The organism is Borrelia miyamotoi (assembly GCF_019668505.1).
GTDB classification, from domain to species: Bacteria; Spirochaetota; Spirochaetia; order Borreliales; family Borreliaceae; genus Borrelia; species Borrelia miyamotoi.
Window position 1 is genome coordinate 371,962 of record NZ_AP024371.1, and the last position, 12,262, is coordinate 384,223.

At 29.1% G+C, this 12,262-nt stretch carries 9 protein-coding genes; 3 read left to right on the forward strand and 6 right to left on the reverse strand.

Annotated elements, in window-relative coordinates; translation table 11 throughout:
• Nucleotides 1-36: 36 nt before the first annotated feature.
• The 3 genes from K5Q05_RS01760 to K5Q05_RS01770 all read left to right on the forward strand — a co-directional run bounded on the left by K5Q05_RS01760 (nt 37) and on the right by K5Q05_RS01770 (nt 3,892).
• Nucleotides 37-2,034: an EAL domain-containing protein gene (locus tag K5Q05_RS01760; protein ID WP_025443788.1), complete on the forward strand. Its 1,998-nt coding sequence runs from the start codon at nt 37-39 to the stop codon at nt 2,032-2,034.
• Between the two features lie 212 nt (nt 2,035-2,246).
• Complete coding sequence (locus K5Q05_RS01765) at nt 2,247-3,623, forward strand: aminopeptidase (protein WP_025443787.1); 1,377 nt, start codon at nt 2,247-2,249, stop codon at nt 3,621-3,623.
• Between the two features lie 2 nt (nt 3,624-3,625).
• Nucleotides 3,626-3,892 (forward strand): PTS sugar transporter subunit IIB, encoded by a 267-nt coding sequence (locus K5Q05_RS01770; RefSeq protein WP_044003400.1) that lies wholly within the window; start codon nt 3,626-3,628, stop codon nt 3,890-3,892.
• A gap of 15 nt (nt 3,893-3,907) precedes the next feature.
• Here K5Q05_RS01770 and K5Q05_RS01775 read toward each other — a convergent pair whose 3' ends face one another.
• From K5Q05_RS01775 to K5Q05_RS01800, 6 genes are read right to left on the reverse strand one after another with little or no spacing between them, the layout of a single operon-like run.
• The gene (locus K5Q05_RS01775) at nt 3,908-4,960 is read right to left on the reverse strand and encodes an NAD(P)H-dependent glycerol-3-phosphate dehydrogenase (protein ID WP_025443785.1); all 1,053 of its coding nucleotides are present in this window, start codon (nt 4,958-4,960) and stop codon (nt 3,908-3,910) included.
• Between the two features lie 23 nt (nt 4,961-4,983).
• Nucleotides 4,984-7,272 carry an AAA family ATPase gene (locus K5Q05_RS01780; RefSeq protein ID WP_025443784.1) on the reverse strand — a complete coding sequence of 763 codons (2,289 nt, stop codon included), beginning with the start codon at nt 7,270-7,272 and terminating at the stop codon, nt 4,984-4,986.
• A gap of 10 nt (nt 7,273-7,282) precedes the next feature.
• Nucleotides 7,283-8,506 (reverse strand): tyrosine--tRNA ligase, encoded by a 1,224-nt coding sequence (tyrS, locus tag K5Q05_RS01785; RefSeq protein WP_025443783.1) that lies wholly within the window; start codon nt 8,504-8,506, stop codon nt 7,283-7,285.
• Nucleotides 8,503-9,840 carry a glycine--tRNA ligase gene (locus K5Q05_RS01790; RefSeq protein WP_025443782.1) on the reverse strand — a complete coding sequence of 446 codons (1,338 nt, stop codon included), beginning with the start codon at nt 9,838-9,840 and terminating at the stop codon, nt 8,503-8,505. Before K5Q05_RS01790 ends, tyrS begins: the two co-directional genes overlap by 4 nt.
• A 21-nt stretch (nt 9,841-9,861) precedes the next feature.
• Nucleotides 9,862-11,346, reverse strand: a complete 1,485-nt coding sequence (gene gltX / locus K5Q05_RS01795; protein ID WP_025443781.1) for a glutamate--tRNA ligase — start codon at nt 11,344-11,346, stop codon at nt 9,862-9,864.
• Nucleotides 11,343-12,140, reverse strand: a complete 798-nt coding sequence (locus K5Q05_RS01800; RefSeq protein WP_165940960.1) for a hypothetical protein — start codon at nt 12,138-12,140, stop codon at nt 11,343-11,345. Before K5Q05_RS01800 ends, gltX begins: the two co-directional genes overlap by 4 nt.
• Nucleotides 12,141-12,262 lie beyond the last annotated feature (122 nt).

A 12,262-nucleotide genomic window follows, 5' to 3' on the forward strand; every position in this document is an offset into this window, starting at 1 on the left:
TTTAAAATAAAATTAATATAAACTTATTTAAATAAAATGAGGAATATAAATCCAAACACCATTGTAATATCTGAAAGAGATATTAGTGAAAATGATATTACAAGATGTAAATCTATATTTAAAATAGTACAAATAGTTAAATCTAGAAAAAATATCTCTAGTGAATACATAAAACAAAATAACATTAAGGTTGCTATCATCTACAACTATAAAAGACAAATAGATTTTTCAATAAGCCTGGCAAATGACCTAAAAAACATTAATAACATCCATTCTATCATCATAAATAACAAATCTATAGACGAATCAATTTATAGATCAAACCACATAGATATATTAAAGGACATCAATGAACTAAGCGATAAGTATAAACTAATAAAACAAAAAAAATTTTATTATGATAATAATAATACTAATCTTGATTTTTTCTTAAATCTAGCTGAGCTTATTCAAGAAATAGTAATCATCACAAATACCGACAATGAAATCATCTATATTAATGAGAAAGGTAGCAAAGAACTTGAACTCCCAATAAAAATTAGAGGAAAACCAAATAAAATAAGTGATATTAATATCATAGATTTAGAAAAAGAAATCAAAATAGATTTGAGTTACAACATTAATGATATTCCTGAATTCAAAAACATATTGATAACCAACTGCATTTTAAAGACTAAAAATAACAAAAAATTAGTCGTAGATTTATTCATCAGTACAATTGCTCACAACAACATTGATAAATTAATTACAATAAAAGACATATCATACTTAAAACCTAAATATAAAACTAAAGATCTCGAGATTATCGACCAACAAACAGACCTGTATAATATTAAAGGACTTGAAAAGCTGTTGATCAATCAAATTGAATCTTCTTACAAAAAAATATATTTATTTGACTTAGACTTGCAAATAAACACAGAATGCGAATATAAAGATAACAAAGATAACTTAGACTCAAAAATACTGAAAAAAATTACCTCCAAAATAATGTCACTCTACTCAGAATACATATTTAAACTAAAGGATAATAATCTCATAGTCATTATATCCACAAATGGAGGAGAGCAAAGAATAATCTCAATTGCAGAAGAAATCAAAAAAACTATCTCTACAGAACTTAGAAAGGAAGGTTTCATAATATTTAAATTTAACATAGGAATAATAGAAGTAAATTTAAAAGAAGATATAGAAACAAAGATTTCAAAATTAAAAATAGCAACAAAAATATCTGATGAGTACAAAGATTCTATGCCTATTTTATACAAAGATGAATTACCAGAAACAATACTTATTAAAAATCAAAATAAAATATTTGAGTACATAGTAAAAGCAATAAAGAATGACTTTTTTAGTCTTTACTATCAAAAAATCACTCCTCTTAAAAAACACCTTAAACCTAAAATTGAAATATTAACAAGACTTTTTGACTATACAGGAACTCCTATTCCAAACAGCAATGTTTTTAGTTTAATAGATAAGTATAATTTAACCGTTGAAGTGGATAAATTAGTAGTTACTAAAGCTTTAAGAGAATATACAAACTTTGTAGCAAAAAATGGTATTCATATCTTTTCAATCAATATTTCACCACATTCACTCAAATCCAAAAACTTCAGAATGTTCTTAAGAGAAACACTTCTCAAAAGCCATGTGCCACTTCAAAACATATGCTTAGAAATCACAGAAACTGGAATTTTAGAAAATTTTGAATTAATCAACAAGTATTTTAAAGAACTCAAAACCTTTGGTATTAAACTTGCACTTGATGATTTTGGCAGCGGATATACTTCACTTTCATACATTAAAATCTTGCCAATAGACATAATTAAAATAGATGGATCTTTTATTCAAGTAATAAATTCTAGCCAAATAGATCTTGTAATAATAAAATCAATAAAAGAAATTGCTGACACAAAAAAAATAAAAATTATAGCTGAATTTGTATCAAATGAAGCAATACTTAAAAAGATAAATGAAATCGGAATAGATTATGGACAAGGATTCCTATGGCATAAACCAGAACCAATCTAAGCAATACTCAATGTTAATGCAAACCATCAAGTTACTTTAGAAAAAAATAAAACTGACAAGCTAGCCATACATGCAATCTTTAAACACATTTTATGACAAAGACAATTTTACTATCAAACTTATAAATCTTTAGAATCCGTTTTTTGTTATTGTTAAACTGAATTTTAAAAAGAATAGAATGTTATAATAAATAATTGGGAGGAAGAATTTTAATGACAAAACAAAATCCTTGGATTTCTTTAAGCGAAAAAGAGAGAGATAATATTTTAGAATTTGCTCAAAAATACAAAAAATTTCTAAGCACAATTAAAACCGAACGAGAAGCTACCAACTACGCTATAAAAAGGGCAAAGGAACAAAATTTTATCAGTGCCTGTGAAAAAGAAGAACTAAAAACTGGAGATAAAATCTTTTATACATGCCGCAATAAAAATGTTGCTCTTATATTTATTGGAAAAGAACCTATTGAAAATGGAATGAATTTCATTGTATCACACACAGACTCACCAAGACTTGATGCAAAACCATCACCAATTACTGAAGAGAGCGAATTAGCATTGCTTAAGACAAATTATTATGGAGGAATCAAAAAATATCAATGGTTATCTCTTCCTCTATCAATACGAGGGATAGTATTTTTTCAAAACGGAGAAAAAATAGAGATTAACATTGGTGATGATAAAAATGATCCCGTATTTGTAATTCCTGATATCTTGCCGCATCTTGACAGAAAAGTACAAAGAGACAAAAAATCCGATGAAATTATTGAGGGCGAAAACTTAAAAATCATAATCGGAAGCCTACCTATTGAAACTAAAGAAAAAGAAAAAGTAAAATTTGCTACTCTTAAGCTAATAAAAGAAAAATATAAAATAGAAGAAGAAGACTTCATTTCAGCAGAAATAGAAATAGTACCAGCAGGGGAAGCAAAAGACATAGGATTTGACAGAGCACTCATTGGAGCTTATGGTCAAGATGACAAAGTTTGTGCTTATACATCACTAGAAGCAATTCTAAATTTAGAAGAAACTCCAAGCAAAACCGCTGTATGTTTCTTAGTCGACAAAGAAGAGATTGGCTCAACTGGATCAACTGGACTCAATTCAAGATACCTCGAATACTTTGTATCAGACATAATATTTAAACTTGATAAAAACAAATATAATAATCTTCTTGTGCAAAAAGTATTATGGAATTCAAAAAGCATATCCGCTGATGTCTGCGGAGCAATAAACCCCTTATTTAAATCTGTTCATGATGAACAAAATGCACCCAAATTAGGATATGGAATACCTATAATGAAATATACAGGACACGGGGGCAAAATAATGGCAAGTGATGCTGATGCTGAACTTGTATCTTATATTAGAAATTTGCTAAATAAAAACAACATAGCTTGGCAAGTAGCTACACTTGGGAAAGTGGAAGAAGGTGGTGGAGGAACTGTTGCAAAATTTTTAGCACATTATGGCATAAGAACAATAGACATGGGACCTGGAGTAATCAGTATGCACTCACCATTTGAAATAACCTCTAAATTTGACATATACACTTCTTATATGGCATATAAAGTTTTTTTCAAAGGATAAATATGAATAAAAAAACAATAAAAACATCAAAACATATCTTAGAATGCTTTGGAGGCATTGCAAATATTAAGCAAGTAGAAAAAGATATTACTAGAATAAAAATATTAGTTGATAGCAGCTCCTTAGTTAAAAGAGAAAAATTAACAGAAAATCAAAATATCATAGGAGCAATTAAGTCAAATGAATTCATAGAAATTGTAATGAATTTTGAAATAATTGATGATGTTTATAATAATATTATATACACGATGAACAAAAAAGGACAATAGGACCCCAGACAGGTCCTAAACTTTAAAATTTCTCATATAATCAATAACTGCTTCAGGCATTAACTCTTTATTTAAAATTTTATAAACTATGTTCGCTAAGTTAGAATAATTTGAATTATTACCCAAAGATCTAAAAAGCAAAAAAACTTCTTTAGCAGCAAATATTCCCTCCGGCAAATAACCAATCTTGTGAAGATTTTTTATCAAATCATCTATATCTGTCAAGCCTTCTAAAATATTTTTACTCACAAGTTCACTGCCAAATCTTCTATTCCTTCCAAAAATACTTCGACAAGTAACATCTAAATCTCCAGAGCCAGCCAAGAAAAAAAATGTTTCCTCACTACAAGTACCAATCTTACATGCAATATTTTTCATGTCACTTAAGGAAACTGAGAATAAAAAAGATTCCGTATTACTACCTATCAAATTAGGATTTTTAATTTTATATGCATCCAAAATTCCAAATGCAATTGCAAATATATTCTTCAAAGCTGACGCTATCTGAACACCAAGAACATCATTACTATAAAACATAGAAATGGAGGTATCACTAAACAAATCAATAAACTTAAAAGCATTCACCCTGCTCTTACTGGCAGCCACAAGTCCTGTAATAATTCCAAGTCCAACTTCCTCAGCATGACTTGGACCAGAAATATACGTAATTTCATTTTTATATTCATTTAAAATGCTTTCTGCCACCTCTACAATTGTAAGAGGTTTTTCATCAATCGTTATAAAACCCTTTGTAAGTATTGCTAAATTAGGCTTTTTAGCAAAACACATATGTCTTAATTTATTTAAAATGTCTAAAGTATAAAGGGAAGGAGTGGCAATAAAAATATAGTCAGATAAACTTACAACGTCAAGCAAGTCAGAACTTGCAACCAAATTATCTGGTAATTTAATGCCCTTTAAATATTTAACATTTTCATGATCATTATTAATGCTATCTTTAACACCTTCTTCAAAAGACCACAATAAGATATTATCTTGAAATTTACCTGCCAAAACCTTAGCAATAGCGGTTCCCCAAGCTCCTGACCCAATGATAGATATTTGCATATTTACTCCTTAATAATCACAAGTTATAATAACTCATATTGAATCGTCTCATCTAAATAAACTCTAACCTTATCATTCTCCTTAAACCGTTTTAAAATCATGTCATTAACCAATAAACTTCCAATTTCCTTGACCACAACCTTACGCACACCCTTAATGCCAAACCCACTTTTATAAGTCTTATCCTTCAAATAATTGATAACGCTTTCCTCAAAACAAACATAAACCTTTTCAGCCTTTAATATCTTAACAAAATTATTCATCTCTTCAATAATAGCTCTTTTAAAATCACTCCCATCTAAAGGTCTAAAGAAAAAAATGTGATCCACTAAATCCAGGAACCTACTAGAAAAGCGTTTTTCTAGTAGGTTCCTGCTATTTACTGTCTCATTTTTAAATCCAATACCATTAAGTTCTCCATGTTCCACATTAATATCCATTATTATTATACTATCTGACAAACTCACACCTCTACCAAAATTATCAAAAAGTTTCCCAGTATTAAATCCTTCAAAAAAAAAATCTATGACTCTCTTTGGAGATTTGTCAAAATCTGCTAGGAAAATAATTGAGCTTGATGATTTACTCAAAAATTTAAAAAATTTAGTAGGTTCATCATAAAACTCAGCTCCATATACAGGTCCTATTAATCGATTAATTCCATCAAAATCGCCATACTCACTCATTCCCAAAGTAAGCTTAGGAAGCTTAAGCTCTTCTGATAAAATAGATACAAGTTTACTCTTATTTATATCAGAGGAACCCATTAAAATAAAAATACCAAGAGTGTTATTTTTTAATAAAAATCTAATCCTTAAAAGTTTTATGTTTAATATCAAATCAGATAAAAGCTCTTCATCAATGATCATGTGCTCCCTTATTTTACTCTCCAGATTAATAAGTAATTCATTATCATAATCATCAAAATTAAAAATATTAGAGCCAATCATGGACTTAACAAAGTCTCTCATATCATCACCAGTTATCACTTTCCTATTACCCTCAAGCTTAAATTTAGCTCCAAGATCATCTAAGAGATCAAAAGCTTTATCGGGAAGAAATCTGTCTTTAATATATTTAGACATAGAAATTGAAGCCCATAGGGCTTCATCTGTATATTCAACATTGTGATGTTTCTCATACTGTTCTTTAGTCCCTTTTAAAATAAGATAAGCATCCTCAAAACTTGGTTCTCTAAGTTCTATGCTATGAAATCTCCTCATTAAAGCTTTATCTTTCAAAAAGAACTTCTGATATTCATATTTAGTAGTAGCACCAATAAATTTTACTCTGCCTAAAGTTAATATAGGTTTCAATAAATTAGAAACATCCATATTACTAAAAGATGTAGCACCAGCTCCAACTATCATATGAATTTCATCGATAAAAAGAATCACTTTTTTTTTAAAATATAAGAAATCTAAAATTTTATTTACTCTATCTTCAAGATCTCCTCTATACCGAGTCCCGGATATAAGTCTTCCAATATCAAGAGAATAAACTTCATAACCTATTAATTCTTGAGGTACTTGGCCTACTTTAATCACATAAGCAAGTCCTTGAAGTAATATTGTCTTTCCAACTCCAGGCTCTCCAAATACAATTAAATTACTTTTATGTCTGCGAAGCATAACTTGAATCAACTTAAACAACTCTTTTTCTCGACCAATCAAGGGATTTTTTTTTAAACATGGATCTAAACTAACAGTAACATTAACTAAAAAATATTCAACAAAATTACTATTACCCAATGAATCATCATTTTGCTCTAATTTAAAATAATCTTCTTCAAAAATACCCAAACCTTCGTCTCCATTTATATCTTTAATAGAAAAATCAAATGAACCCAATCTCTCATTCTCAAGAGATCCCAAATTTAAGTCTGAACCCAAATAATCATAAACTTCAATCATCTTGTCAAAAATAGTTAGATTAAAACCCGATTTCAATAAAGCATCTAAAATTGTATTTTTTCTTTTTCTAATTAATACCCATAATAAATCTTTCTCTTGTAATCTATAAGGCTTTTTATAATAAAAAATAGTATCTATTATCTCTTGATACAAATCATTTATTTTAAAAAGATAATCTAAAATATCAGAATCTCTCAATGGAAGCTGCTTAAAAAATTCTTCCAAGATCTTATCAAAACTATAAAAATCAAGTGTACATAAACTAAGCAATTCTTTAATTTTTTCATCGCTAATTAAACTATAAAAAATATGCTCTTCGGTAAAGATAAGATGCTTACGTTCCATAAAAAACAGAAATGATTTAAAAAATAAATTATTTAAAGCTCTTCTGTTATACATGAAACACCAACTACAAAATAACCCTCAAAACTTTTTTCTTACCAACTCTAAGTTCAATCTCACCATTAGTAAAATTATCCTTATTAAGGCAATAATTTTGATCTCCTATTCTTACTTTATCTATATAAACTCCTCCAGCACTAATCAGTCGTCTAGCCTCTGACTTACTAGATACAACTTTTAAAAGAGTCATCAGATCAATTAACAAAATACCTCCTCCATCTAAACTAAGTGATTCTACTTTAAAGAAAGGAATATCCATTTTATTTCCTCCATCTCCTTTAAATGCTGCCTGAGCTGCTGAGGATGCCTTTAAAGCTGCATCCTCTCCATGGATAATCTTTGTTATTTCAAAAGCTAATATCTCTTTTGCTTTATTTAACAATGCTCCTTTAAAACTTGAAATACGCTCAATTTCGTCATCTTCCAAAAAAGTAAACAGATATAAAAATTTCTTAACATCCAAATCTGAAACATTTCTAAAATATTGATAAAAGTCATTAACACTGTAAAGCTTTGAATCAAGATAAACTGCACCCTGTTCCGATTTGCCCATCTTTTTGCCGTCACTTCTTGTAATAAGTGGTAATGTCAGTCCAAAAACCTCTGTTCCTAACTTTCTCCTAACCAAATCAACACCTAGTACAATATTTCCCCACTGATCATCGCCCCCAATTTGAAGATTACAATTTTTAGTCTTACTTAAGATATAAAAATCATACGATTGCAAAAGTTGATAATTAAATTCAATAAAAGAAAGACCATTATTCAATCTTCTTTTATAAGTCTCAAACCCCAACATACGATTAACAGAAAAATGAACCCCAATATCTCTTAAAAATTCAATATAATTAATATTATCAATCCACTCTGCATTATTAAGAACATATCCTTGACTGAAATCTATTATTCTAAACAACTGTTCTTTTATTACCTTAACATTTTTTTCTATATCTTCCTTTGATAAAATCTTTCGCATTGTATCCTTACCCGAAGGATCACCTATCTTTGTAGTACCACCACCAATTAGAGCAATTGGGATATGACCTTGTTTTTGAAGATGCGCCATTGCCATAAAAGGAATTAAATGTCCAATATGTAAAGAAGTCGAGGTGGCATCAACACCAACATAAAAAACTATCCTTGCATTCTCCATTAAGGCATTTAAAGCTTCCAAATTAGTACACTGTTTTAAGAATCCTCTTTTTTTCAAAATCTCTAAGGCAAGATTCATCTATTTGCAACTCCTTTATAATTTAGAATTTCAGTCCTAATATATGAATATAAGTCATCAATAGAAATTCTTATTTGAGCCATACTGTCTCTCTCTCTTAAAGTAACTGTCCTACTTTCAATAGTATCATAATCTATTGTTACACAATAAGGTGTACCGATTTCATCTTGACGCCTGTAACGCTTACCTATTGTACCACTATCATCATAAAACATGTAAAAATCATCACTAAGCTGCATAAACACTTTTCGAGCAAGCTCAGGAAGTCCATCTTTCTTTACAAGAGGAAGTATTGCAACTTTATAAGGAGCAAGTTTAGGATGCAAACGCAAAACTATTCTTTTAAACCCCCCATCAAGGTCTTCATGCACATAAGCATCACAAAGAATCATTAAAACACTCCTTGTAAGTCCAATAGATGTTTCAATAACATAGGGCACATATTTCTCACCACTCGTTAATTCATGATATTCAAACAACTTAGGTTTGCCACAAAACTTTGCATGCTGAGATAAATCATAATCACCTCTATTATGAATTCCCTCAATTTCTTGAAAACCAAATGGAAATTCATACTCAATATCAACTGCAGACTTAGCATAATGAGCAAGTTCGTCCTCTTGATGTTCTTTAAATCTAAGCTTCCTGGGTTTTATTCCAAGAGCTTCAATAAAAAAACTCATTCTTTTTTGCTTCCAATAATAATACCAATCATTCATCTGATCAGGATGTACAAAAAATTGCATTTCCATTTGTTCAAATTCACAAGTCCTAAATATAAAATTTTTTGCTATTATTTCATTCCTAAATGCCTTTCCAACCTGAGCTATTCCAAAAGGAACCTTAAGTCTTGTGGCATCTAATACATTACGAAAATTAACAAAAATACCCTGAGCAGTCTCTGGTCTTAAATAAATTTCACTGGAACTATTTTCAACCGCCCCAATATTAGTCTTAAACATTAAATTAAAACTTCTTGAAGATGTAAAAGCACCCATAGTATTACAATTAGGACAATTTTTAGACAAATCAACAGAATCTGTCCTAAATCTATTTTTACAATTTTTACAGTCCACTAATAACTCTGAAAAACTCTCAACATGTCCCGATGCTGTCCAAACCTCAGGCCTCATTAAAATAGAACTATCTAGACCTACCACATTCTCATGCAAATAAACCATATCTTTCCACCATTCTTTCTGTATATTTTTCTTAAGCTCAATACCCAAAGGTCCATAATCCCATACACCTGAAAGACCCCCATAAATTTCTGAGGATTGGAATACAAAACCTTTTCTCTTAGCAAGCGAAATAATATCTTCTATTTTAGTCATATTAAACATCTCCAAACTTATTTATTGTTTATAAACTATGTGTCTCTGCAAAAACTGCTGCGCTAGATTTATTCTATCAAAAACCTTAACCTTGCCAAGTAATTTCAAAGATTCAAAAAGAGGTGGTGATACCTTACTGCCAAGAACTGCAATTCTAATTGGAAGAAGAACTTCTCCTATTTTTAGATTATTTGCATTAGCAAAATCATAAAAAATCTTTTCGTTTTCAGACAATATCCTTGTTTCAAATCCTTCCAAAATTGGCTTAATCTTTTCTAAAAGCAAATAAATATCACCCGCTGTTTTTTTATTACCTAAAAACTCATCTAAGCTCCATGTTTTAATATCCTCATAAAAAAACTTAAGCATAGTTACAGCTTCACTAAGCTTTCTAATTCTTGGCTTTATTAGAGGAATCAAAAGTATCAATTTTTGCTCATCATAATAATTAACATCTTCTTTAAGGTAGCCTGCCTCTTGCAAAAAGGGAATCAAAAACTTGGCTAGCTCGCCATCTTCTTTTTTCCTAATATAATAGCTATTAAAAAAATCTAATTTATGATAGTCAAAAATAGCAGGAGATTTATTAATTCGATCAATAGAGAATAGCTTTTGAAGTTCTTTTTTTGTAAAAAATTCACTCTTATCATCATAAGACCAACCAAGCAAAGTAATATAATTAATAATAGCTTCCGGCAGATATCCATCATTAATAAATTGTTTTAAAGCTGTAGCACCATGCCTCTTACTTAATTTTTGTCCATCACTACCCATTACCATTGGAAGATGACAATAAATGGGAGGAACCCATCCAAAAGCATTATAAAGAAGAACATGCAAGGACCCAGAAGAAAGCCACTCCTGAGCTCTTAAGACATGTGAAACTTTCATTAAATGGTCATCAACAACATTTGCAAGATGATAAGTTGGAAGTCCATCAGATTTAAGAATAACAGGATCGGGATTAATATCCTTATTAGCCCATGTAACCTTACCAAGTAGGATGTCATTAAAATAAGTCTCCCCATCAAGAGGAATCTTAAATCTAATAACAGGACTTATTCCTAAACTTAAAGCATCTTTAATTTCACTTTCACTTAAATTTCTACAATGTCTATCATAACCTGTTGACATCTTATTAACAATTTGAATCTTTCTAATTCTCTCTAGTCTCTCAGGCGTGCAATAACAATAATAAGCATGATTTGATGCAACTAATTTCTTAGCATATTTTTGATATACTTCCGTTCTTTTTGACTGAACATAAGGTCCATAAGGACCACCACAAGTAGGCCCTTCATCAAAATCAATACCAAGCCACTTTAAACTTTGATACAGATCTTCTTCTGCTTCTTTAAAATACCGAGTTTGATCCGTATCCTCTATTCTAAGCAAAAATTTCCCACCACAGGATTTGGAAAAAAAATAATTAAATAAAGCTGTCCTAATTCCCCCAATATGCTGCAACCCAGTTGGAGAGGGTGCATATCTAACTCTTATATTCAAAACATAACCTCTTTTAATAAAAAAATATCTTTTTTTGAAAAATCAAATATATAGTAAAATACCACAAAAAATAAGTTTGAATTAAGCAATTTTGTATGCTTAGCATTCAATTGCTCTTCATATTTAAAATATTTATCTCTAATCTTAAGTCTATATTCTTCAATCAACCGACATTCCAAATTAGAGCTTTTCAATAAATAATAAAAATAAACTGTAAAAATAGGATCAAATCTTAAAAAAAACTTTTTTAAAAAGTCTATTTCATTACTTAATTTCCCACACTCTTCATCAGAAATTGCATTAAGTGCCACACAATATCTTACCCATCTATTCTTACTGTCTCTATAATTTACAATCAAACTAGAAGCTTTTTTTCTTTCCCTCAAACTAATAAATACAGAATAAAGCTCTACTATTGTCTTATTATTTAATTTAGCATCTTTTAAATAAAAAAAAAGTTCATCAAGACTCTTTTTATCTTGTTTAACTAAAATTATTTTTAAAAGAAGAGAAATATCAAACACACTCTTAAGCGTCTTTCGAATTATCTTAAGCTTTAAAAAAATATAAGTATCCTCTATTCCATTAAATATAAAATATAACCTGGAATATAGAAATCTGTAATAAATAGTATTAAAAATAACTATAAATAAAATCAAAGCTAAAATAACATAAAAATGCAAGAAAAGAAAGTCTAAAAAATTAGAAAATTTTAAATTTCCTAATAAATACATAAAAAATAAAAAAGCACAAAAAAATATAATATTAAAAATCAAAAGTATTCTGTCAACCATCAAAAATCTCTTATAATAAAACTCAGTTTTAAAATTGATATACACATGTAGTATTATACTAAATAGATAGACAATTAATAAATAATATGTTATACATGGTTATTACTCAGTTTAAGCTTAAG